Raw genomic sequence first — 23,115 nt, 5'->3', positions numbered from 1 at the left:
CCACCCCATCCCTCGCGTAAAGGAGCCCCCGCATGAGCACCCTCTCCTTCAAGGTCCTCGACCTCGACTTCCCGGCCGGCAGTAAGAACAAGACGGCCACCCTCGTCACCGGCGAGAACGAGGCCCTGCTGGTCGACGCCGCCTTCACCCGCGCCGACGGCCACCGACTCGCCGCCGAGATCCTCGACTCCGGCAAGAAGCTGACCACCGTCTTCGTCAGCCATGCCGACCCCGACTTCTACTTCGGCGCCGAGGTGATCGCCGACGCCTTCCCGGATGCGACGTTCGTCGCCACCCCGCTCGTCATCGAGCACATCCAGGACTCCTACGAGGGCAAGCTCAAGGCGTGGGCCGCGCTCGGCCCGAACCTGCCCACCCGCCTGGTCGACCTGACCGCGCTGACCGGTGACCTCGCCCTGGAGGGCCACCGCTTCGAGCTCAAGGGCGGCCCGGCCGCGCTGCCCGACCGGCACTACCTGTGGCAGGCCGAGCACCGTGCCCTCCTCGGCGGTGTCCTGCTCTTCCAGCAGGAGCACGTCTGGGTCGCCGACACCCCCACCCCGGGCGACCGTGCCGCATGGATCGACATGTTGGACGAGATGGCCGCGCTCGACCCGCAGCTCGTCGTGCCGGGGCACCGTCTGCCCGGTACGGCGGCGGACACGTCCGCGATCACCGCGACCCGCGAGTACCTCCTCGCCTTCGAGGAGGAGCTCGGCAAGGCGGCCGACGGCGCCGCGCTGACCGAGGCGCTGGTCAAGCGCTACCCCGACAACGGCATGCTGATCGCCGCCCAGATCGGCGCGAAGGTCGCCAAGGGCGAGATGAAGTGGGGCTGACCATGACCGAGTTCACCACCTCCACCGCCCCCGCCGACGTCGTGCGCCGCCAGTACCTCGCCTCCGCGGCAGGTGACCTGGAGGCGCTTCGGGCCACCCTCGCTCCCGACGTGGAGTGGACGGAGATGGCCGGCTTCCCCCTCGCCGGCACGTACCGGACCCCCGACGGCGTCACCGCGGGCGTGATGGAGAAGTTGGGCCAGGACTGGGACGGCTGGACCGCCCATGACGACACCTACGTCGTCGACGGCGAGAACGTCGTCGTCCTCGCCCGCTACACCGCGGCCAACAAGGCGACAGGGAAGCCGATCGCCGTCCGCGTCGCCCACCATTTCGTCGTACGCGGCGGACACATCGTGCGCTTCGAGCAGTTCGTCGACACCGCGCTCGTCCGCGACGCCATGACCGTCTAACCGCACCACTCGACCCCCAGAGAGCAGGAGAAGCTCGTGACCGCCGCCGACAACAAGGCGCTCGGCATCGCGTCTTACGAGCAGCCGTTCAACGACTGTCAGCCGGAGCAGGCCGCTGCCGCGCATATCGGCGAGAGCTGACTTGCGCCAGGACATCGAGCGGGCCGTCGCCGAAGGGGATTTGGTCGTCACGTGTCCTCACTCAGGCACCCCGACCAAGACGCCTGACGCCACGGATTGCCCACCGGTGCCCCGCCACCATCCTTGTGCGGGGCACCGCACGACGCGGCACCGGCCTGCACCTCCTCCATCAGGCCACCGCTTTTCTCAGGTCGCGCCCTGCCCGCCCGTGGTGATACGGGCGTTGACCCGCCGCATCCAGTCCGGATCGGTGTGCCACATGGGGTGGTGCGGGGCCGCGTTGGAGGTCAGGACGATGCCCTGGAAGCCTGCCGCGAGGCAGCGGTCGACGACGAACTCCGCGATGTCCTTGCCGACGGCGTCCTCTTCGAAGCGGGTCAGGAGAGGTGTGTATCCGACGACGCTCTCGCCGAGGACGGCGGGGATGCCGCGCAGGCGGGCGAACTCGGCGACGGAGTCGACCCACCCGGCCAGCGTCTCCCGCATGGCCTGCCGGTGCGCCGGATAGTTCTCGTAGAGCCACAGGTCCCAGCGGTCGGGGTCGACCCAGTCGTGCGCGTAGAACAGTTCGCGGGGGATCCCGGTGGCGGCCAGGCGCCAGGGTTCGGCCGGCTGGTAGTCGGTGAATGCGGGCGCGTCGGGGCGCAGCATGGCGGCCAGCGCGGGGGTGGGCCAGGTGGCCGTCTCGGGTGCCCCTTCGGTGCCGTGGCCGAGTCCCGCCGCCTCATAGAGCGCGCCGAGGACGCCGTAGACGTAGAAGTGGAAGTGTGCGATCTGCGCCTGCTCGGGCAGGTCGTTGAGTTCGCCGGGCCAGGGCTCGCCCAGCGAGTAGGTGATGGGGATGGTGGGGTGGCGGGCCCGCAGCAGCTTGACGGCCCGTTCGAGGGGGCCGCGCAACCGGGCGTAGTGGCCGGGGGTGCCGTCGGCCGGTACGAGGGAGCAGTTGTCGACCTCGTTGTGGACCTCGACGTAGGCGACGCGGTCGGCCAGTCCGCGCTCGGTGAGGAAGTCGAGCAGCGCGGCGAGGGCTTCGGCCACGGCCTCGGCGCGGTCCGGGCCGGGGACGGCGGCCAGGGCGCGGTGCCAGGTGTCGGTGTCCGCGAAGCTGGGGGACTGCTGGTACTCCCATGAGGACACGATCACCTGGCAGTCGTGCCGGGCGGCTGCCTCGAACAGCTCGACGAGTCGGCGGCGGCCGTCCAGCGGATAGCCGCCGCGCACGTTGTACCAGCGGGTGCGCTGTCCGAACTGATCGCCCAGGCCGCGGACTTGGACGGACTCCGAGGAGGGGACCCGTCCGGAGAACAGCAGGAAGGGCATCGCGCAGACGCGCACGGTGTTGAAGCCCCGCTCCACCGCCTCGGCGAAGGCGCGGTCGAGGTCGGCGAAGGGTTCGCCGGGGCCCGCCTGCGTGTACCAGCTGAAGTCCCACAGGGTGATGGCGAGTCGGCCCGTGCTCCCGGGCGGGGTGGATTGCTGCTGTGCGGTGGTCATGAGGTCACCCGTCGTTCGTGTGCGATAGGACGCTGCCGGCGGCTCGGCACCGCCCGTTGGAACCGTCAGACGACCATCCACTGGTAGTTCGCGCCAGTGGCGCAGGTGGACTGGTCCAGGGCCGCGCCGTTGGCGGTGGACGCTCCGGCGACCTCAAGGCATTTGCCGCTGTTGACGTTGGTGAAGGTGACGTAGCCGCCGATCACCGGGGTCTTCGTCCACAGCTGGTTCGAGGCGCCCGTGCACGTCGACTGGACGGCCACCGCCCCGTTGGCGGTGGAGGCGCCGGCGACCTGAAGGCATTTGCCGCTGTTGACGTTGACCAGTTTGTAGTTGGAGCCGACGGCGGTCGGCACCCACTGCTGGTTGGCGCCGGAGTTGCAGTTGCCGGAATTGACCGCTGCCCCGTCCGCCGTGCTCAGGGACCAGACGTCAGCGCACTTGCCGCTGTTGCGGTTCAGCAGATGGTTGTTGGCGCCTCCGAGCGGGCCTGCGATGACGGGCCAGCCGCCCGCGAAGGTGACCTGACGGATGTCGAGGGTCTCCTGGCCGGAGTTGTCGCCGTCGTAGTAGTGGTACGCGAGGAACTTGGACGCGCCGTCGTCGAACGCGTCGGCACCGCCTGCGGCCACCCTGGGGTAGGCGCCGGTGAGGACGGTGGTTCCGCCGCCCGAGGCCATGTCCGTGCCGCTCTGGTCGAGATAGGGGCCGGTGATGCTGGTGGACCGTCCGACCACGGTGTAGTAGGTGCTGCTGGTTCCGCTGCAGCACAGGCCCTTCGAGCCGAAGAGGTAGTAGTAGCCACCGTTGAGGATGATCGTCGGGTTCTCGATTCCGACGGCGATGTGCCAGAGGTTGTTGTCGGTGGTGGAGAGCTTGCCCGTGGTCTGGTCCAGGACGTGCAGGTAGGTGCCGCTGCCGGTCCAGGAACCCCAGGAGATGTACAGCCGGCCGTCGGGGCCCCAGTCGACGTTCGGGTCGATGGGGTAGTTGACGTCCGTGACCATGCCCTGGTCGGTCCAGGGGCCTTCGATGTCGGTGGCGGTGGCGAGGCCCATGACGGCGTACGAGGTGCCCCAGAGCGAACCGGCGTAGTACAGGTGGTAGGTGCCGTTGAAGTACTTGATGTCGGGGGCCCAGATGTTCGGCGGGGTCGAGCCGAGCTTGCTCGTGATCCAGGACGGGGTCGTCCCCCAGACGTTGCCCACCTTCGTCCAGCCGGTCGCCGCGGTGGCGTCGCACGTCTTGCGGATGGTGATGGATCCGCTGGGATTGAGGGAGTCGTTCTCGAACCCGGTGGAGAAGCCGTAGTAGCAGCTCCCCACCTTGATGAGACTCGGGTCGTGCATACGGATGTCACCGCTCAGGGCCTTCGCCTGGCCGGCGGTGACCAGACCTATGACGGCCACGAGGGCGGCCAGGATCGCGGCGAGGGTGGGAGAGAAGCGGCGTCCACGGATTCCGGGGTAGGCGCCTCCGGTGCGATGGCTGGTCATACGAGACTCCTTCGTGTCGCTGATGGGTGGGTGAGTGCGACCGCGCAGCCGGTGTCCGGGCATCGGTTCGCGCAGGTCCGCAGCCGGGTTCGGCCCGATACGGTCCCTCCGACCGCCCCGCCGTCAGGGTCCGGGGCACGCCCGGACGGCAGTCGTCCAAGCGGGCGGCGGTGGCGTCGGTAAGCGGTTCTGGGCTGGGACGTCGGGGCCGGCTGTCATGACTTCGCGACTCCCTCGACGGTGAGAGAAGGACGGCGGGCGTGGTCTGTGTGCGCGGGAGCCGACCATGTGCTCCGACGCAGAACCGGAGCACATGGTCAGGCTTGTGCCTGGCCGGTACGGCTGCGGGGAGTGTCGCCGCGTGGGCCGGCACTCAAGAGCCGAAGGACGGATTGATACGCTTCAATCGCTTCAGCGGTGTGAGGCTGGCATTCTCCCGGCGTGACGTCAAGGGTTCGCGCGCTTGTCCCGCAGGCCGCAGCCCGTACTGTGCCGTGGTGCCGCTCCCGGAGCCGGACCCGTCGAGCAGAAGGCCCGGGGGAGTGCGGGACTTCTCGGCGTACGACTGCGGAGTGCCGTGACCTGTGCGTACGCGCGGGCGTCCACTGGTCTTCAGGGCGTGGCCGGCGAAGGCGTTGGAGCGCTTTAACGGAAGCGTGTATCCTGCGCCTGTTCACACCGGCCTGGCCCGTCAATCCGCGTCCAGGCCGATCGAGACCGGAAGTCGAGGAGCGTCGTGGCAGCCGCAGGTCCACGGGCGAACGGGCACGCCGGTCCGAGCATGCAGGACGTCGCGAAGGCGGCGGGCGTCTCGCTCGGCACGGTGTCCAACGTCCTGAACCATCCGGCCAAGGTCAGCCCCGTGACGGCGCAGCGCGTGCGCGAAGCCATAACGCGGCTGGGTTTCGTACGCAACGACGCGGCCCGGTCGCTGGCGTCCGGGTCGAACGACAGTGTCGGCATGGTGCTCGCGGACATCGAGAACTCACTGTTCATCGACATGGCGCACGGCGCACAGGAGGCGGCCCGCACGGCAGGCCTCAATCTGCTGCTCGCGAACACGACCTGCGACATGGGACTCCAGAACGACTACCTGGACGTCTTCGACGAGGCCCGGGTGACCGGCGTGCTGCTGGCCCCCATGGAGGACTCGACCGACGGCATCGCCCGGATGCGCTCGCACGGACGCCAGATCGTGCTCCTCAACTACTCGCCGAAGCCGGGCACATGCTGCTCGGTGCTGGTCAACAACGAGCACGTGGGATACCTCGCGGCCCGCCACCTCATCGACACCGGACGCACCAGGCTGGCGTACGTGGTCGCGCACGACGACTACCAGCCCGTGCGCGAGCGGCGCCGGGGGGTACACGCGGCCGTCGAGGAAGCCGGCGCCCGCGTGACGCTGGAAGAGATCGACAGCGTCGGCCTGACCACGGCGCACGGACACCTGGTCGGCAGGGCCCTCGCCGGACGGAAGCCCGCCGACCTGCCGGACGGCCTCGTCGTCGTCGCCGACGAACTGGCCAACGGCATCATCCACGAACTGCACACGGTGGCGGGCATCGGCGTACCCGACCAGGTCGCGGTCATCGGGTGCGAGAACAACCGGACGGCCGGTTCCGCGGCCGTGCCCCTGACCGCGGTAGACCTGCCGGGGCGGGCGATGGGGCAGGAAGCGATGCGGCTGCTGATGGACGAGGTGGCCTCGGGCGCGCAGCACCGGCATGCCACCGTCGTACTCGAACCCGAACTGGTCGTCCGCGCCAGCGCGCCGCACTGAACCCGTAGTCCGCAGCCGTCACCGCTCCTCAAGGGCCCGCCTTCCGGCGTGCCCGATTCCCGGCGTTGTGCGCGCATTGCGGTTCGGAAATACCGGCGAATCATCCTTGACATGGTCGCGAAGCGGGCCGTAGGTTCCGGGGCAACATTGAAGCGCTTCAATGCGCTGTGCACCGCGAGGAGCAACCCCGTGCACCACACCCTCAAGCCCCGCAGTCTTGCCGTCCTGGCAACCGCCACCTCCGCCGGTCTGCTGCTGAGCGCCTGCGGCGGCGGTTCGAACGCGTCGAGCGGCGGCGCCAAGGACTACTCGCTCACCATCAACGACGACAACCACATCGTGCAGCAGGAGCTCAAGGCCCTGAGCACCGGCGCGTGCAAGACGCAGAACTCGGCTCTGCCGCTGAAGATCCAGACCCTGCCGATCAGCAACGTCGACCAGAAGGTGCAGCTTCTCGCCGGCCAGAACGCGCTCCCCGCGCAGTTCGCGGCGGGAGGCACTCCGGCCCTCACCAAGACGCTGGACAAAGCCGGGCAGGTTCTCGACCTGGAGAAGACGCTCAAGGACCTCGGGGTGTGGGACGACATCCAGCCCGCCGCGGTCAAGACGGTGGAGAACCTGTACGGCAAGTTCAACGTGATGCCCTACCAGTTCAACATCGAGGGCATCTGGTACAACAAGAAGCTTCTCGCCGCGAACGACATCGCCGTCCCGACCACGTACGACGAACTGGTCGCGGCGGCGGCCAAGTTGAAGAGCGCGGGGGTCACCCCCTTCGCCGCGGCCGGCAAGGAGGGGTGGCCCCTCACCCGGCTGGTCAGCAGCTACCTCTACCGCGAGCTGGGGCCCGACGCTCTCCAGGCGGTCGCGGACGGCAAGGCCAAGCTGACCGACCCCGAATACGTCAAGGCCGCCCAGGCCATCGCCGACCTCGGCAAGGCGGGCTACTTCGGCAAGGGCGTCGGATCCCTCGACTACGACACCGCCGCGCAGCAGTTCCTCACCGGCAAGGCCGCCATGTACTACATGGGCAGTTGGGCGCTCGGCGACTTCAACGACGAGACCAAGAACAAGGTCGGCGCGGCCAACGTCGGCTTCATGCCGTTCCCGACCGTGGCCGGCGGCAAGGGGTCCGCGGACCAGATCCCGGCCAACGTCGGTCTCCCGGTCGCCGTCTCGGCGAAGGCGTACAACGCCAAGGTCGGCGACTGGCTCTCCTGCACCGCGAAGAACTACGGCGCCGGCTCGCTCAAGGACCAGGGCACGGTCTCCGGGTTCAAGCCGAACGGCGACACCGGCACGCTGCCTGTCCTCACGCAGACGGTGCAGGACACCATCACGAAGACCACGACCAGCACCCTGTGGTTCGAGGCGCTGTTCAACACGAAGGCGACCGCGACCAGCCAGACGAACGCCGCGCCGCTGGTCAACGGGTCCCTCTCCGCGAAGGACTTCATGAAGAAGGTCCAGGCAGACCTCGACAACGGCTGACCGCCGTCCGCCGCCCAACTGCCGCCGCACCGCACCGCACCCTTCGAAAGAGCCGTCATGCGTTCAGTTCTGGGAGACCGCCGCGCCCTCGCCATCCTGCTGGGTCCGGCGCTGCTCGTGTACACACTGGTGATGCTGGTGCCGATGGGCTGGTCCCTGGGATACACCTTCTTCAAGGGGAACGTCATCGAGGGGTTCACCTTCGACGGGTTCGGCAACTTCGAGAAGCTGTGGCACGACCCGCAGGCGCACTCGGCACTGTGGTTCACCCTCAAGTACGGAGTCGTCGTCAGCGTCGGGCAGGTGCTCTGCGGATACCTGCTCGCCCTGCTCTACGTCTTCGTCCTGCGCAAGTCGTCCGCGCTCATCCGCACCCTGGTGTTCTTCCCGGTGATCCTCCCGACGGTCGCCGTGGCCCTGATGTTCCAGAAACTCTTCGCCGTAGCCCCGCAGAACGGCCTGGCCAACACCGCCATCGAGGCACTCGGCATCCACCACGGGGACTGGTTCGCCGGCGGCGGAGGGTCCTTCCTCGTCCTGGTCGTGATGGACGTGTGGCGCTCGATGGGCTTCTACGGCGTGCTCATCTACGCCGGACTGCTCGACATCCCCGAGGAGACCCTCGAGTCCGCGCGGATGGACGGCGCCACGGGATGGCGGCTGATCCGGCACGTCGTCCTGCCGCTGTCCTGGCCGGTGGTCCTGGCGTCGGCCGTGTTCAGCATCAACGGCACCCTCAAGGTCTTCGACTCCGTCCTGGCCCTGACGAACGGCGGACCCGGCAGCGACACGACGCCCCTGACGCTGTACATGTTCCGCACCGCGTTCTCCTACGGCGACTACGGCTACGGCAGCACCATCGCCTCGCTGCTCACCGTCGTCTGCCTGGGCGTCTCCCTCATCATCTTCCGCTTCTCGCGACGCGACCTGACCAAGGGCTGAACCCCCATGACCGACACGCTGACAGCGCCGCCGCGGAAACCTTTCACCCGCCCGCCGACGGCCGTCCTCCCCAAGAGCCGGCACGTCCGGCGTCTGGTGCGCGACGCACTCGTGGCCCTGCTGGTGGTGATCGAGGTGGCGCCGCTGCTGTGGCTGCTGCTGAGCTCCTTCAAGACCCAGTCCGAGTTCGTCAACGACCCCGCCTGGTCGCTGCCGAAGAGCTGGGGCCTCCACAACTACACCGAGGCCTGGACGACCGGGCATGTCGCCCTCTACATCCGCAACAGCCTCATGGCCACCGTGCCCTCGCTCGCCCTCATCATCCTGTTCGGCGTCGCCGCCGGCTTCGCCCTGGAGGTGATGGTCTGGCGCGGACGCCACAGAGTCCTGCTCGCCTTCCTCCTCGGCATCATGGTGCCGAGCCAGATGATCCTGCTGCCGCTGTTCCGGATCTACTTCCAGACCGGCCTGTCCGGGACCTTGGCGCCGCTGATCGTCACCTACACCGCGGCCGGTCTCCCGCTGACCGTCTTCATGATGGCCACCTACTTCCGCTCGATCCCGCGCGAGGTGTTCGAAGCCGCCACCCTCGACGGAGCGAGCATCCTCAGAGCCTTCTGGAAGATCGCCTTCCCCATGGTCCGCAACGCCGTCTTCACCGTGGGACTCGTGCAGTTCTTCTTCATCTGGAACGACCTGCTCATCTCCCTCACCTTCACCACCGACGACGACCTGCGCACCATCCAGGTGGGACTGCTCAACTTCACCGGCCAGTACGGCGAGACGGCCTACGGACCGCTCTTCGCCGCGATCAGCATCAACGTGATCGGCGCCCTGGTGCTGTACCTCCTCATCAACCAGCGCATCATCAAGGGCCTGACGGCCGGGGCGGTGAAGGGATGACCCGCGAGCCGACACCGGCCGTCGCCACTCCGACCGCGGAACATCACCGGGAGCCGTTCGGCATCGGTGAATCAGCACCCCGGATCTCCTGGAGGACCACCGCGCCGTCCGGCTGGACGCAGCAGGCGTACCAGATCGAGATCCACCGCGCCGACGGCACGCACCGCACCCCCTGGGTGGCCTCCGAGGAGTCCGTCCTCGTCGACTGGCCGGACCAGCCACTGGCCTCGCGGGAACATGCCGGGATACGCGTCCGGGTCCGAGGAGCCGACGGCACCCCAGGCGACTGGAGCCCGGTGCTGCACCTGGAGACGGGACTGCTGGAGCCGGCCGACTGGACCGCGCACGCGATCTCGCCGCGACGCCAGTCGCTGGAGCGGCTCGACGGCGAGCGGCGTCCCCCGCTCCTGCGCAAGGACTTCCGGGCCGGCGCGGAGGTGGAGCGTGCGCGGCTGTACGTCACCGCGCACGGCCTGTACGAGATCGAGATCAACGGCCGACGCGTCGGCGACCACACGCTCGCCCCCGGCTGGACCAGCTACGACCACCGGCTGCGCTACCAGACCCACGACGTCACCGACCATCTGCTCGCCGGTGGCAACACCATCGGCGCCTGGCTGGCCGACGGCTGGTACCGCGGCCGGCTGGGCTTCGACGGCGGCCACTCCGATCTCTACGGCGACCGGGTCGCCCTCATCGCCCAGCTCGAGATCGTCCACCGCGACGGAACCCGCACCACCATCGGCACCGACACCTCCTGGCGGGCGGCACACGGTCCGATCGTGTCCAGCGGCCTGCTCGACGGCGAGACCTACGACGCCCGGGACGACCAACCACGCTGGTCCACCCCCGGATTCGGCGACAGCGACTGGTCACCGGTCGACATCGTCACCCGGGACCCGGCGACGCTGGTCGCCCCCACCGGGCCACCGGTGCGCTGCACCGAGGAGATCGCCCCGGCCCAGGTGACCGCCCTCGACGCCGACCGTCTCCTGGTGGACTTCGGCCAGAACCTCGTCGGCAGGGTCCGCATCACCGTGACGGGACCGGCCGGACACACGGTCGTCATCCGCCATGCCGAGGTGCTCCAGGACGGCGAACTGTGCGTGCGCCCCCTGCGCGGGGCCGTCTCCACCGACCGGTACGTCCTCCGGGGCAACGGCCGCGAGACGTGGGAACCGCGCTTCACCATCCACGGCTTCCGCTACGCCGAGATCACCGGCTGGCGCGGCGGCGACCCCCACCGCGACATCGTGGCCCGCGTCCACCACACCGACATGGCCAGGACCGGCTGGTTCGCGTGCTCCAACGACCAGGTGAACCGGCTGCACGAGAACGTGGTGTGGAGCCTGCGCGGCAACTTCGTCGACCTGCCCACCGACTGCCCGCAGCGCGACGAACGGCTCGGCTGGACAGGCGACATCCAGGTCTTCGCACCCACCGCCACTTTCCTCTACGACTGCCACGGCATGCTCACGTCCTGGCTGCGCGACGTCGCCGTCGAGCAGCACGACGACGGCACCGTCCCCTGGTACGTGCCGGCCATCCCCGGCGGCCCGCAGTGGACACCGGCCAGACCCGGCGCGGGCTGGGGCGACGTCGTGGCGTTGACCCCGTGGGCGCTGTACCAGGACTCCGGCGACACCGGGCTGCTGGCCGCCCAGTACGACAGCGCACGCCGCTGGGTCGACCTCGTCACCGAACTCGCGGACCCGTCGGGCCTGTGGAACGACGGCTACCAGCTAGGCGACTGGCTCGACCCGTCCGCACCCCCTGAGGACCCGGGTGCAGGCCGCACCGACCGCCACCTCATCGCCACCGCCCACTACGCCTGGTCCGCGCGGCACACGGCGTGGACCGCAGGCGTCCTGGGACGCGAAGAAGACCGTCGACGCTACGAGGATCTCGCTCACCGGGTGCGCCAGGCTTTCAACGACGCCTACGTGCTCCCTTCCGGCCTGATGACCAGCGACACCCAGACCGCCTATGCCGTCGCCCTCCAGTTCGACCTGCTTCCCGACCCGGCAGCCCGGACCACGGCAGGCAACCGTCTCGCCGAACTCGTCGCCGCGGGCGGCCACACCATCCAGACCGGCTTCATCGGCACACCGCTCGTGACCCCCGCACTCAGCGCCACCCACCACGTCGACACCGCCTACACCCTGCTCCTCCAACAGGACTGCCCCTCCTGGCTGTACGCGCTGAAGCACGACGCCACCACCATCTGGGAACGCTGGGACAGCATGCTCCCCGACGGCACCGTCAACCCGGGCGAGATGACCTCCTTCAACCACTACGCCCTCGGCGCGGTCGCCCAGTGGCTGCACACCACGGTCGCCGGCCTGACCGCCGCCTCACCCGGCTACCGCGACGTCGTCTTCCGCCCCCGACCGGGCGGGGGCATCACCTGGGCCGACGCCGCCCACGAGTCACCGTACGGCCGCGTAGCCATCCGCTGGGAACTGCACGCCTCGGGCATCGAGGTACGCACGACGGTGCCCACCGGGGCAACGGCACGGATCGAATGGCCGGACGGAGACGTGACCACCTTGGCCACCGGAACCACCACGACGTGGCGACCGGAGCGTCCCACCGAACGGCCGGCATCGCCCAACCGCTACGACTGAGCCGGATCCACGTCCGCGGAACCCGGGCGTTTTCCCCGGGCCGTGGGCACTGTTTGCCGTGATCCGAGCCTGTCGAGGTCGAGCGCGCGGCGTGCGTACCAACAACGGGGATCGGCTTGGGCGGGGCCTTGCCGCCGTCTTTGGGCGGACGACCTCAGCGGTCGGCCGGTCCTCCCGTCTCCGGCAGATGGGTCCGCGCCCACTGCGCGAGTTCGTCGAGCGCGGGCTCCAGCGCCGTGCCCGCCTCCGTCAGCCGGTAGGACACCCGCAACGGCGGCCCCTCGTCCACCTCACGCACGATCAGGTCCGCGGCGGCGAGCTCGGTGAGGCGGTCGGAGAGCATGCGCTCGCTGATCCCGGGGATCGCCCGACACAGGGAGGCGAAGTGTGCCGGCCCTGCGGCGAGTACGGACACGATCTGGCCGGTCCAGCGCTTGCCGAACAGTTGGAAGAAGAGGGCGATGCCGGCGTCGACCTCCATGCGGTGCTCCGGGGCGTGACGGCCCGCTTCGTGCGGGGCAGGGCGAGGATCCGGTGGCCGTGTGGTGGGCGATCTTGCACTGCCCGGTGTCGCGTCATCGGCACCCGGACCAACCTCACGGCGATCGACGCGAGGGCGGGCAGCACCGCGTGGACGGCGATGGTCAGGTGGCGCAGCCGAAGGGTCGCAGTGCACTTGACGACGCCTATCAGGTGCACCGGCGGGGGCCTGCGTCCGGGCTCCGGGCGGCGCGAACGTGGCATGAGCCCTCTTTCGGATCGCGCCGCCGCGGCAGGAAGCGCGGTGGCGCGATCCAGCTCCGACGAAGGAGGGCGGAGCCCTGGTGTGGTCTCAGAGGCTGAAGACGAGTTCGGCCTGGTCGCGCTTGGTGGTGTGCAGTTCCCAGTAGACGGGGGAGATCTCCTCGGGCTGGGCCGTCGGGAAGCCGGGGACGGCCGGCGTGCCGATCGACACGTCGATGCCGATGTGGGCGGCCTGCACACCGGTGCCGTCCAGCTCCTTGTGGAGGTTGACCGCCCAGTTGCGCAGGGCCGCGGCGGCCGCGTTGACGTTGCCGACCTGCGGCACGGGATCGATGGAGCCCGCGCCGGTGGTGTAGAGCAGCGTGCCCGCGCCGGCCTCCCGCATCGCAGGCAGCACCGCCTTGGTGGCGGCGATGGCACCGTAGAGCTGGAACTCGATCTCGTGCTGTACGTCAGCCGGTTCGGCCTCGGCCGGCGTGGCCAGCGCGGTGGCGGCGCCCGCGACCGGGGAGTACTCCAGGACGTCGATGCTGCCGAACTTCGCGGCGGCGTCCTTGAGGGCCTGGGTGAGCACCTCGCGGTCGAGGACGTCCGCGGGGAAGGCCGCGGCGGTGATGCCCTCGGCGGTGAGCTTGCCGACGAGTTCGTCGAGCTTGGTGCGGTTGCGGGAGATCAGGGCGACGTTCAAGCCCTGGGTGCCGAAGGTACGGGCGATGGCCAGGCCCAGCTGGGGGCCGGCTCCGATGATGGCGATGCTGGTCACAGCAATCCTTTCCCAAAAAAGCCAGTTGAAGGAAGCAGAGATTCGGATAGGCCTATCCGTATTCACATCCGGATAGGCCTTACCGGTTCACTGTCATCACCGTACCACTCGAAATGGATAGGGCACTCCGATTGCTAGACTCCCCGGCATGACCTCTGGCGCCCAGCATCCCGACGGCTCTGCCGCCCAGCCCTTGCGCAGCGACGCCGAGCGCAACCGTGAGCGGATCGCCGCCGCCGCCCGCAAGGTGTTCGCGCGCGACGGTCTGGGCGCCTCGATGGCATCCGTGGCCCGTGAGGCGGGGGTCGGGATCGCCACCATGTTCCGTCGCTTCCCCACGAAGGAGGAGTTGGTCGACGCGGTCTTCTTCGACCGCATGGACGCCTACGCCGATGCGGTCGCCGTCGCCCTGGAGGACCCCGATCCCTGGAGCGGGTTCGTCGGCTATGTCGAGACCGCCTGTGCGATGCAGGCCGCCGACAGCGGCTTCGCCGACGTCCTGATCACGACCTTCCCCACCGCCAAGGCCCTGGAACGGCGTCGCAACGAGGCCTACGAGGGCATGGTGGAGCTCATCAACCGGGCCAAGGCGACGGGCCGGTTGCGCGAGGACTTCGACTCCTCGGACCTGGTGCTGCTGCACATGGCGAACGCCGGTGTCGTCAACGCCACCGGCGACGCCGCCCCCGATGCCTGGCGCCGCGTTGTCGCTCTGTTGGTCCAGTCCTTCGAGGGCCCGGCCCGTGGCCCCCTGCCCGCCTCGCCCGAGCATGACGCTCTCTACAGGGCCATGCTCCGTGCCGGTCCGGCGGCTGCGGCTGCGGCGGCGTCGGAGCCGGACGCGAGAGACAGCTGACCTGAGGCTGGAGCTGCCTCGTGGTCTCGTGGGCTCGTTTTCTCGCTGAGCTCGCAGTGATCGGCGCTTGGCGGGGAAACGGGGTGGGACGCCCCGGTTCTGGCGGAGTCGGGTTGCTGGACAGTCGACCATCCACCAGAAGCGCGTCCACTCGGTCATGTGGAGGTCCCTTACTGGCCCTGACAAAAGCGGTTGATCATGTGACGGTGGGCTTGTCCGCTCGTTGGTCTGGCTGTGGGGAAACGTCAGTCGCGTTCGTGGATCGTGTCGGATGAACTGTGGTCGCTCATCGAGCCGTTGCTGCCCGAACCAGGTCCGAAGCTGGTCGAGGGCAGACCTCACGTGCCGGACCGCCAGGCCCTGTGCGGAATCCTGTTCGTCCTGCACACCAGCATCCAGTGGGAGTACCTCCCCCAGGAACTGGGCTTCGGATCCGGCATGACCTGCTGGCGGCGCCACGCCGCCTGGAACGAGGCCGGCGTCTGGGACCAACTCCAAGTCGTGCTGCTGGAGAAGCTGCGCTCGAAGGACAAGCTGGACTGGTCCCGGGCGGTGAACGACTCCTCGCACGTCCGCGCGGCCCGACGCGGCCCCAAAGCGGGCCCAGCCCGGTCGACCGTGCACGTCCGGGCAGCAAACACCACCTCATCGTCGACGGGCAGGGCATCCCGCTCGCGGTGTCGCTGACCGGCGGCAACCGCAACGACGTCACCCAACTCCTGCCGCTGCTCGACAAGATTCCGGCCGTTGCGGGCCGGGTCGGCAGACCCCGCCGACGCCCGGACGCGCTGCTGGCCGACCGTGGCTACGACCACGACAAGTACCGCCGCCTGCTCTGGCAGCGCGGGATCCGCCCGGTGATTGCACAGCGAGGCCAGCCCCACGGCACCGGACTGAGTATCTTCCGCTACGTCGGCGAGCGCACCATCTCCTGGCTCCACGGCTTCCGCCGCCTGCGCATCCGCTGGGAACGACGCGACGACATCCACGAAGCATTCCTTGGCCTCGCCACCTGCCTCATCACCCAACGGCACGTCCAGAGTCTTTGTTAGGGCCAGTTAAAGCCGGCCGGGCGTGAGGATCACTGGGTCGTCGGTACAGGAGTCCGGTGCCTGCGTGGCGTTGTCGAAGCCTGGCTCGACACGCTCGCTGATGGAGAAGTGCGAGTACGCGATGCCGACGACGCCGCCGATCATGTCCATGCTCTGACCGTATGTGGCCGTCACGTCGCCCCCGCGAGGAGCCCGGCAGGCTTGGGGGCGAGAAAGTCTGACCGGCGGGGCAGTCGAACCTCCTTCCGCGCCCGTCTTTACAGGGGAACGAGGGAGGGCGCATTGAATGCCGACGAGGAACGCCAGTTCCGCGAGTTCGTGGCGGCACGGTCGAGATCGCTGCTGGACACGGCCTACCTGCTCACCGGGGACTGGGAGCAGGGCCGGGACCTGCTCCAGACCGCGCTTGCCGCCACCGCTCGGCGCTGGTCGAAGCTGCGCGACCGGGAGCAGCCGGAGATCTATGTGCGCCGGGCGCTTTACCACGCCCAGGTGGACCGCTTCCGGCTGCTCAGCTGGGGACGGGAGACGGTCACCGACACCCTGCCGGACCAGCCGTCCGCGCAGGCCGTCGACTGGGCCGACACCGTGGTCCAGCGGCAGGACATCATGGCCGCGCTGCGGCGGCTGCCCAAGCGCCAGCGTGCGGTGGTCGTGCTGCGCTACTTCGAGGACCGGCCGGACGCGGAGATCGCCGCGATTCTGGGTGTCGCCCAGGGGACGGTCCGCAGCCAGACCCACAAGGCCCTCGCTTCTCTCCGTACCGCCTTGGCCGAGGCGGGACAGTCGGCCGCCTCCTCCACCGCCTCCGGAAGGGGCGTCGTCGCATGAACGACTCGACGGAACACCCGCTGCACGAAACGTCGTTGCGCGACGCCCTGCACGCCCAGGTCCGGGGGAGCGGCGGTGACGCCGCCGGTGCCCAACTGGTCGGCCTGGCCGACGGCGCGTTGCGGATCGCCCGGCGGCGGCAGCGACTGGCCCGTGCCGGTGTCGGCATCGTCGCCGCCGTCGCGGTCGCCACCGCCTGGGCGGCCGTCGCGGACGGTGCGCCCCTGCGCGCCCACGTGGGTCAGCCCGCCGCAGGGGGCGACACCACGAACACCGGGAAGGCGGCCCTGATCTCCTTCCTGCCGGTCACCTCGTCCAACGAGCACGCCTGCGCCCAGGGCAGCGGCGGCTACCCCGTGCCCGCGAGCGCGGCCCACCCGGAGTTCTGCGTTCAGGCCGACCGGGCCAGAGGCATGACCGACGTCAAGGTCGCCTCCGCGAAGGCCGACAAGAGCGGTGCCGACGGCACCTGGCGGGTCGAGGTGACCCTCGACTCCGCCGACCGGACCCGTTTCGCCGCCCTCACCGGCTCCATCGCGTCGGCCCCGGCCCCACGCAACGAAATCGCCATAGTCATCGACGGCAAGCTCTGGGGCACCCCCTTCGTGACCTCGTCGATCACCGGCGGCCGTATCGAGATCGTCGGGCCCTACGTCGGAGACCTCACCGGCGCCACCGCCCTCGAACTCGCCCACCGGCTGGACCCGAACTGACAGCCGGTGCAGGTCACGTAGGCACCCGGAGCGGGTCAACGCGGGCCCGTCTCCGCCCTGCGCGGCGGCCTGCCCTGCGCCCGGAACAGGACGCCGAGGAGCATGAATCCGAGCAGCGGGAGTGCCTCGGTCAGGAGGTACTTCACGCGCTCGTCGTGATGCCGGCCGTACGGCGCGTAGTCCCGGCTGAACCAGTGGTCGCCGAGGCCCGGGGCGACCAGCTGCACGCTCGCGAAGAGGACGAGCGAAGTGCGCAGTATGCCGAATCCTCAGCAGTGGTATGAGGAGCAGTTCCCCACAGCCAGACCAGCGAGCAGACAAGCCCACCGTCACATGATCAACCGCTTTTGTTAGGGCCAGTCAGTCCGCGGAGTGGAGCCTGCGGCCTGGGCCGGTATTGATAGGCCAGGCTTATACGGGGCATCGATTTTTGGTCGTGGACCCCCTGACGTGTGCCCCGGTTCACTGTGGCGAAAGTCCGCGCGGACCGATCGGGCTCGGTGTCGCGCGATCAGGGAGGCTGCAATGACGCATACCCCGGACAACGGACGAGCCGAGCAGGCCGCGCGTATCACGGCGAAGCCGTGGTACCGGCAGTTGTACGTCCAGGTACTGGTGGCGATCGTGATCGGCATCGTGCTGGGCTGGCGGTGGCCGGATCCGGCCACCGACATGGAGCCGATCGGTACGACGTTCATCACCGCGATGAAAATGCTGATCGGCCCGATCGTCTTCCTGACGATCATCGGCGGCATCGCCGGCGTCGCGGACCTGAAGAAGGTCGGCCGTACCGGGATCAAGGCGCTGGTCTACTTCCAGGCCGGCACGATCGTCGCGCTGCTGACGGGCCTGGTGGCGATCAACGTCTTCCGGCTCGGCGACGGCGTGCACGCCGATCCGTCGACGCTGAAGACGTCGGGCGACGCGAGCCAGTACATCTCGCAGGGCGAGCACCAGCACTGGTGGGAGTTCCTCACCAACATCGTGCCGAACAGCTTCTTCGGCCCGTTCGTCGAGGGGAACATCCTCCAGGTCATCTTCCTGGCCGTCGTCTTCGGCATCGCGATCAAGATGGTGGGGAAGTCGGGCGAGCCGGTCATCGCGGCCGTGGGACGGCTGACCGAGGTCGTCTTCAAGGTGCTGTCCTTCGTCATGAAGGCCGCGCCGCTGGGTGCCTTCGGCGCGATGTCGTACGCGATCGGGAAGTTCGGCCTCTCCACCCTGACCAGCCTCGGTTCGCTGATCGTCCTCTTCTACGTCACCTCGGCCCTGTTCGTCGTGGTCGCGCTCGGCGCGGTGCTCGCCCTGTACGTGCGGCTGAACATCTTCCAGCTCTTCCGCTATTTCAAGGAGGAGTTCTGGCTGATCCTCGGCACTTCGACCGCCGAGCCCGCGCTGCCCGGACTGATGCGCAAGCTGCAGTTCATGGGCGCGGAGCGGTCCACGGTCGGCCTGGTGGTGCCGACCGGCTACAGCTTCAACCTCGACGGCGCGGCGATCTACCTCTCGCTGGCCACCCTCTACATCGCCCAGGCCACCGACACCTCCCTCTCCATCGGCCAGCAACTCGGCCTGCTGGCCGTCATGTTGCTGACGTCCAAGGGCGCGGCGGGCGTCGCGGGCGGCGGGTTCATCGCGCTCACCGCGACCCTGTCGACGGTCGGTTCCGTCCCGGCGGCGGGCATCATGCTCATCTTCGGCATCGACAAGTTCATGTCGGAGTGCCGGGCGCTGGTGAACTTCTTCGGCAACGCCGTCGCCACCCTGTTCGTCGCCAGGTGGGAGAACGGCCTGGACCTGGAGCGGGCCCGGGCGGTGCTGGCCGGCAAGGCGGGCGAGCCTCCGCTGACCACCGAGGCCGAGGTCGAGGACGTCCGGCCGGTCGCCGTGTTCCCCGCCCCGCAGACCGCCGAGGTGCCGTCCTGATGGTGTCCGTGCTGATCGCCCCGGACAAGTTCAAGGGCTCTCTCAGCGCCGACGAGGTGGCCCGAGCGCTTGAACGCGGGCTGCTGGAAGCAGCCACGTGGGCCCGGGGCGACCGCCTGGCGCCGGCGGACGGGGGCGAGGGGAGCGTGTCCGCCGCCTGCGCGCGCCGGTTCAGCTCCGAGAAGATCACGGTGACCGGGCCGACAGGCCGGCCCGTCACGGCCGAGGTCGCGGTGCACGGCCGTACCGTCCTCGTCGAGGCGGCTTCCGTCTGCGGACTCGGTATGCTGCCGGGCGGCCGCAAGGCGCCGCTCACGGCCACCAGTTGGGGTGTCGGTCAGGCCGTCCGTTACGCGCTGGCGGGCAGGGCGGACACGATCGTCCTCGCTCTGGGCGGGGTCGCGACCACCGACGGCGGGGTGGGCCTGCTGCAGTCCCTCGGCGGGAGACTGGCCCGGGAGGACGGCACTCCGATCGGTCCGGGTGGTGCGGGACTCGCCGGTCTGCGCACGGTCGACCTCGCCGAGGCCCGCGCCGCTTTGGCGGGAGTCGGCCTGGTCCTCGCCACCGACGTGGACAACCCACTGCCCGGGCCGGCGGGCACAGCCGCCGTCTACGGTCCCCAGAAGGGGGCGACCGCGAGCGAGGTGCGGGAACTGGACGGCGCGCTCGCCGGATTCGTACGGCGACTGGATGCGGCCGGCGTCGCAGAGGCAGCAGGTCTTGCCGATGCCCTCGGTGCCGGGGCGGCCGGCGGGCTCGGGTATGCCGGGATGCTGCTGGGCGGTCGGGTGCGGTCGGGGGCCGACTACTTCCTCACCCTGCTCGGTGCCGACGAACTACTGGCCCGCAGCGACTTCGTCGTCACCGGCGAAGGCAGCCTCGACGAGCAGTCCCTGTCGGGCAAGCTGCCGGTCGCGCTCGCCCGGCGGGCCCGTCGGCAGGGCACAGCGGTGCACGCGGTGGCCGGCCGTTGCACCCTTCCCGCCGACAGGACCGCCGCCGACTTCCGCTCCGTCCAGGTACTGACGGACCTGACCGACCAGGACTGCGCGAACGACAGCGCCCTGTCGGCGCACCTGCTCGCCCAGTGCGGGCGGACCCTGGCCGACCACTGGATCGGACGCGGAGGAACGGAAACCGGCAGGTAGGCTCGCTCCGCCCGTCGGACCAGCACAGAGCGGGGAGGCGCCGTGGACGCCCGGCAACTGGAGTACTTCCTCGCCATCGTCGAGCACGGCGGTTTCAGCAAGGCCGCCGCCGCCCTCCACGTGGCCCAGCCGTCGTTGTCCCAGGCGATGGCGAACCTGGAGGCCGATCTCGGGGTGGCCCTCTTCCACCGGGTGGGACGGGGCGTCGTACTGAGCGAAGCCGGTGCGGAACTGCTGGAGCCGAGCCGGCGCGTGCTGCGGGACATGGCGGCCGTACGGGACACCGCCGCCGCGCTCGCCGGGCTGCACGGCGGCACGGTCGAGGTCGCCACCATGCCCTCGCCCGGCATCGAACCGCTCACCACCCTCATCCACCGCTTCGCCGAACTGCACCCGTCGGTGACGGTGAGCACTCAGGCCGCCTTCACCCCGGACGAGGTCGTCTCCCTGGTCCGCAGCGGCGCCTGCGAACTGGGCCTGCTGGGCAGCTCCGCCCCCGTGCACCCGTCCGGTGTGGACGTCCTGCACATCGAGGACCAGCCGTTCGTCGTCGTGGCCGCACCCGGCGGGACGATCGAGGACGACGTCACGATCCGGCCCGAGGATCTCGCCGGCCACAAGCTCATCGCGTCCCGTACCGGCAGCCTGATGCGCAGCATCGTCGACGACATCACCGCGGGCGGCACCGGAACGGAGATCGTGACGGTCGTCGACCACCGCACGTCGATCCTGCCGCTGGTCCTCACCGGGGTGGGAGTCGCGGTCCTGCCGTCCTCCTGGACCCGGCTGGCCCGCCGCTGCGGCGCGGTGGTCGCACCCATCGAGCCGACGGCCCGCCTGCACGTGGCGATGGTCAGCCTGCCCGCGCACCTCACGCCGGCCGCGCGCAAGTTCCTCGCCCTCACCAGATCCCTGGCACAGCGGCGGGCCCCCTCCACCTGACGCATGACCGATCGGCCGCGCCTATACGTCGTATCGAAAGCAGGTCTTGGACGCGTACGGACGGCGGTGTGTTGACTCGAATCCGACCGCACGACAGCGAGCCGGAGGCACCCATGACAGCCGCACCCCGCACGTTCCGCATCGCCGCCATCCCCGCCGACGGGGTGGGCAAGGAGGTCGTCGCCGCCGGGCGGGCCGTCCTGGACGCGCTGGCCGCCGACTCCGGCGGGGCCTTCGCCTTCGAGTGGCAGGAGTTTCCCTGGGGCTGCGAGTACTACGAGCGCACCGGCACGATGATGGACGACGACGGCCTCGACCAACTGAAGGCTTTCGACGCCATCTACTTCGGCGCCGTCGGCTGGCCGAACGTCCCCGACCACGTCAGCCTCTGGGGCCTGCGCCTGAAGATCTGCCAGAACTTCGACCAGTGGGCCAACGTCCGCCCCGTGCACTTCCTGCCCGGCGTACAGAGCCCCCTGCGCAAGGCCGACGACACCGAACTCGACTGGGTCGTCGTCCGCGAGAACAGCGAGGGCGAGTACGCGGGACTCGGCGGCCGCAACCTCTCCGCGCGCGGACACGGCGGTGAAGTCGCCGTCCAGTCGGCCCTGTTCACCGAGGTCGGCTGCGAACGGATCATGCGGTTCGCCTTCGACCTGGCCCGGACCAGGGCGCACAAGAAGGTCTCCTCCGTGACCAAGAGCAACGCCCAGCAGTACGGCATGGTCCTGTGGGACGACGTCTTCAAGCGCGTCGCCGCCGACTACCCGGACGTCGAGACCGAGAGCGTGCTCGTGGACGCGATGTCCGCCAAGTTCGTCCTGCGCCCCGAGGACCTCTCGGTCGTCGTCGCCTCCAACCTCAACGCCGACATCCTCTCCGACCTCGGCAGCGCCCTGGCCGGCAGCCTGGGCCTGGCGGCGAGCGCCAACCTCAACCCCGAGCGCCGCTTCCCCAGCATGTTCGAGCCCGTCCACGGCTCCGCCCCGGACATCGCGGGCCAGGGCCTGGCCAACCCGATCGGCGCGGTCGGCAGCGCCGCGCTGATGCTGGAGCACTTCGGCCTGCCCGACCAGGCCGCCCGCCTGAACAAGGCGATCGAGGCCACGACCGCCGCGGGCATCCTCACCCGGGACGTCGGCGGCACGGCCACGACGGAGGACGTCACGAAGGCCCTGATCGACGCGCTCGACGCCTGACGGTCCGAAAATCTCCATTGGCTCGGGCATGGCCTCTCGCACCGTCTTCACGCGCTCGAAGGCGATCGTGGAAACTATCTGGAGGCAGTGTTGGAGCCGGCCGAGCATGCGGTTGAAGAGATCGCGGAGGGCTGCGGGATGGAAGTCGCCCCGTGCCCGACGGCCTCGGCCCAGGTGCTGTGGAGCGTGCCAAGGCTGATCTGCGTGGCCGGCGAATTCACCCGCTACGACGCGCAGGCCGTACGCGAGCACCGGCGCGGTATCGACTGCGGCCAGGAGGAGCCGCTGGCGTGCGGCCGGGCTGCCGGCTGCGCGTCGGCCGGGCGGTGCGTTGACGGAGGTGGGCATGGCGGTCGACGAGGTGCTCTCGGTCTTGGGGACGGCGTCACCCGGATTCAGCGCTAGCACTACGCGGCGTACCAGCGGCTGCGGAACTTCGCGTGCGTCCGCCCGCCGCAGCAGACCAAGCTTCTCGTCTTCCTCAAGGCCGACCCGAAGGAGGCCGACCTGATTCCCGGTTTCACCCGGGACGTGACGGATCTTGGGCACCACGGCAAGGGTGACCTGGAGGTGCAGCCGCAGCGAGGCGCTTGCGAACCTGGCGGCCCGGTTTCGGAGGCGTGGAGCGCTGGTCGGCATGCCGGGAAGCGCGGGCGGGGCACCAGGCGGGAGCCGCCTGCCTGGTGCCCCGCCCTGATCGAGGCGCCCTCGGGGCACCGAGATCTCGGTGAGCCTTCCGGCGGACGGGTCTTGGACGCCCTTGCGCTCGACGTCACGGGGTGGAAGGGCCCGGGAGTGGGGGAGATGCCGTA

General features: G+C 69.7%; 21 protein-coding genes and 1 pseudogene. 16 read left to right on the top strand and 6 right to left on the bottom strand.

Annotated features, from left to right (window positions below; all coding sequences use genetic code 11):
* Positions 1–32: 32 nt before the first annotated feature.
* Together OG714_RS05630 and OG714_RS05625 are read left to right on the top strand one after the other, a co-directional pair.
* Positions 33–839 (top strand): MBL fold metallo-hydrolase, encoded by an 807-nt coding sequence (locus OG714_RS05630; RefSeq protein ID WP_406118964.1) that lies wholly within the window; start codon positions 33–35, stop codon positions 837–839.
* A 2-nt stretch (positions 840–841) separates the two neighbouring features.
* Complete coding sequence (locus OG714_RS05625; RefSeq protein ID WP_406118962.1) at positions 842–1,252, top strand: nuclear transport factor 2 family protein; 411 nt, start codon at positions 842–844, stop codon at positions 1,250–1,252.
* 327 nt (positions 1,253–1,579) lie between these two features.
* Here the strand turns inward: OG714_RS05625 and OG714_RS05620 are convergent, their stop codons facing one another.
* Entirely contained in the window at positions 1,580–2,887 is a 1,308-nt protein-coding gene (locus OG714_RS05620; protein ID WP_406118961.1) for a cellulase-like family protein, read from the bottom strand.
* A 65-nt stretch (positions 2,888–2,952) separates the two neighbouring features.
* Positions 2,953–4,383, bottom strand: coding sequence for an RICIN domain-containing protein (locus tag OG714_RS05615; RefSeq protein WP_406118960.1), 1,431 nt, complete (start codon positions 4,381–4,383; stop codon positions 2,953–2,955).
* 736 nt (positions 4,384–5,119) lie between these two features.
* On the opposite strand from OG714_RS05615, the gene OG714_RS05610 reads away from it, so the two are divergent.
* The 5 genes from OG714_RS05610 (at position 5,120) to OG714_RS05590 (ending at position 12,126) form a co-directional block, all read left to right on the top strand.
* Positions 5,120–6,163 (top strand): LacI family DNA-binding transcriptional regulator, encoded by a 1,044-nt coding sequence (locus tag OG714_RS05610; RefSeq protein ID WP_406118958.1) that lies wholly within the window; start codon positions 5,120–5,122, stop codon positions 6,161–6,163.
* 189 nt (positions 6,164–6,352) lie between these two features.
* Positions 6,353–7,654 (top strand): ABC transporter substrate-binding protein, encoded by a 1,302-nt coding sequence (locus tag OG714_RS05605; protein ID WP_406118957.1) that lies wholly within the window; start codon positions 6,353–6,355, stop codon positions 7,652–7,654.
* A 57-nt stretch (positions 7,655–7,711) separates the two neighbouring features.
* Positions 7,712–8,596 (top strand): carbohydrate ABC transporter permease, encoded by an 885-nt coding sequence (locus OG714_RS05600; protein ID WP_406118956.1) that lies wholly within the window; start codon positions 7,712–7,714, stop codon positions 8,594–8,596.
* Positions 8,597–8,602: 6 nt separating this feature from the next.
* The gene (locus OG714_RS05595) at positions 8,603–9,499 is read left to right on the top strand and encodes a carbohydrate ABC transporter permease (RefSeq protein WP_406118954.1); all 897 of its coding nucleotides are present in this window, start codon (positions 8,603–8,605) and stop codon (positions 9,497–9,499) included.
* Positions 9,496–12,126: a family 78 glycoside hydrolase catalytic domain gene (locus tag OG714_RS05590; RefSeq protein WP_406118953.1), complete on the top strand. Its 2,631-nt coding sequence runs from the start codon at positions 9,496–9,498 to the stop codon at positions 12,124–12,126. The genes OG714_RS05595 and OG714_RS05590 overlap by 4 nt, the downstream gene beginning before the upstream one ends.
* Before the next feature lie 154 nt (positions 12,127–12,280).
* Here the strand turns inward: OG714_RS05590 and OG714_RS05585 are convergent, their stop codons facing one another.
* Both OG714_RS05585 and OG714_RS05580 read right to left on the bottom strand, forming a co-directional pair.
* Entirely contained in the window at positions 12,281–12,607 is a 327-nt protein-coding gene (locus tag OG714_RS05585) for a winged helix-turn-helix transcriptional regulator (RefSeq protein ID WP_406118951.1), read from the bottom strand.
* 351 nt (positions 12,608–12,958) lie between these two features.
* Positions 12,959–13,633 (bottom strand): SDR family NAD(P)-dependent oxidoreductase, encoded by a 675-nt coding sequence (locus OG714_RS05580; RefSeq protein WP_406118949.1) that lies wholly within the window; start codon positions 13,631–13,633, stop codon positions 12,959–12,961.
* A 148-nt stretch (positions 13,634–13,781) separates the two neighbouring features.
* On the opposite strand from OG714_RS05580, the gene OG714_RS05575 reads away from it, so the two are divergent.
* Both OG714_RS05575 and OG714_RS05570 read left to right on the top strand, forming a co-directional pair.
* Positions 13,782–14,489 carry a TetR/AcrR family transcriptional regulator gene (locus OG714_RS05575; protein ID WP_406118948.1) on the top strand — a complete coding sequence of 236 codons (708 nt, stop codon included), beginning with the start codon at positions 13,782–13,784 and terminating at the stop codon, positions 14,487–14,489.
* Positions 14,490–14,750: 261 nt separating this feature from the next.
* Positions 14,751–15,541, top strand: a protein-coding gene (locus OG714_RS05570; protein WP_406131724.1) for an IS5 family transposase whose coding sequence is annotated in 2 segments (ribosomal slippage) — positions 14,751–15,069 and positions 15,069–15,541 — 792 coding nt in all. Because the reading frame shifts where the segments join, the coding sequence is not laid out codon by codon here.
* Between the two features lie 6 nt (positions 15,542–15,547).
* On the opposite strand, the gene OG714_RS05565 is transcribed toward OG714_RS05570, so the two are convergent.
* A complete protein-coding gene (locus tag OG714_RS05565) occupies positions 15,548–15,691 on the bottom strand; it encodes a hypothetical protein (protein ID WP_406118946.1) in 144 nt (47 codons plus the stop codon).
* 132 nt (positions 15,692–15,823) lie between these two features.
* On the opposite strand from OG714_RS05565, the gene OG714_RS05560 reads away from it, so the two are divergent.
* Entirely contained in the window at positions 15,824–16,372 is a 549-nt protein-coding gene (locus OG714_RS05560; RefSeq protein WP_406118944.1) for a SigE family RNA polymerase sigma factor, read from the top strand.
* Positions 16,369–17,085 (top strand): SecDF P1 head subdomain-containing protein, encoded by a 717-nt coding sequence (locus OG714_RS05555; RefSeq protein ID WP_406118943.1) that lies wholly within the window; start codon positions 16,369–16,371, stop codon positions 17,083–17,085. Before OG714_RS05560 ends, OG714_RS05555 begins: the two co-directional genes overlap by 4 nt.
* A 35-nt stretch (positions 17,086–17,120) precedes the next feature.
* Here the strand turns inward: OG714_RS05555 and OG714_RS05550 are convergent, their stop codons facing one another.
* The gene (locus OG714_RS05550; RefSeq protein ID WP_406118941.1) at positions 17,121–17,312 is read right to left on the bottom strand and encodes a hypothetical protein; all 192 of its coding nucleotides are present in this window, start codon (positions 17,310–17,312) and stop codon (positions 17,121–17,123) included.
* A 298-nt stretch (positions 17,313–17,610) separates the two neighbouring features.
* On the opposite strand from OG714_RS05550, the gene dctA reads away from it, so the two are divergent.
* From dctA to OG714_RS05525, 5 genes and pseudogenes are all read left to right on the top strand, one after another.
* On the top strand, positions 17,611–19,011 hold the full coding sequence (gene dctA / locus OG714_RS05545) for a C4-dicarboxylate transporter DctA (RefSeq protein WP_406118939.1): 1,401 nt from the start codon (positions 17,611–17,613) through the stop codon (positions 19,009–19,011).
* The gene (locus OG714_RS05540) at positions 19,011–20,162 is read left to right on the top strand and encodes a glycerate kinase (protein ID WP_406118938.1); all 1,152 of its coding nucleotides are present in this window, start codon (positions 19,011–19,013) and stop codon (positions 20,160–20,162) included. Before dctA ends, OG714_RS05540 begins: the two co-directional genes overlap by 1 nt.
* Positions 20,163–20,204: 42 nt before the next feature.
* Entirely contained in the window at positions 20,205–21,104 is a 900-nt protein-coding gene (locus OG714_RS05535) for a LysR family transcriptional regulator (RefSeq protein ID WP_406118937.1), read from the top strand.
* A gap of 113 nt (positions 21,105–21,217) precedes the next feature.
* Positions 21,218–22,303, top strand: a complete 1,086-nt coding sequence (locus tag OG714_RS05530) for a tartrate dehydrogenase (protein WP_406118936.1) — start codon at positions 21,218–21,220, stop codon at positions 22,301–22,303.
* Positions 22,304–22,462: 159 nt separating this feature from the next.
* Positions 22,463–22,879 (top strand): annotated as a pseudogene (locus tag OG714_RS05525) (transporter); the annotation flags it as partial.
* Positions 22,880–23,115: the final 236 nt, after the last annotated feature.

Origin of the sequence: Streptomyces sp. NBC_00989, from assembly GCF_045162655.1 — a bacterium.
GTDB lineage: Bacteria > Actinomycetota > Actinomycetes > Streptomycetales > Streptomycetaceae > Streptomyces.
The sequence above is the reverse complement of the archived record's forward strand: the minus strand, read 5'-3'. Positions and strand labels throughout refer to the sequence as shown.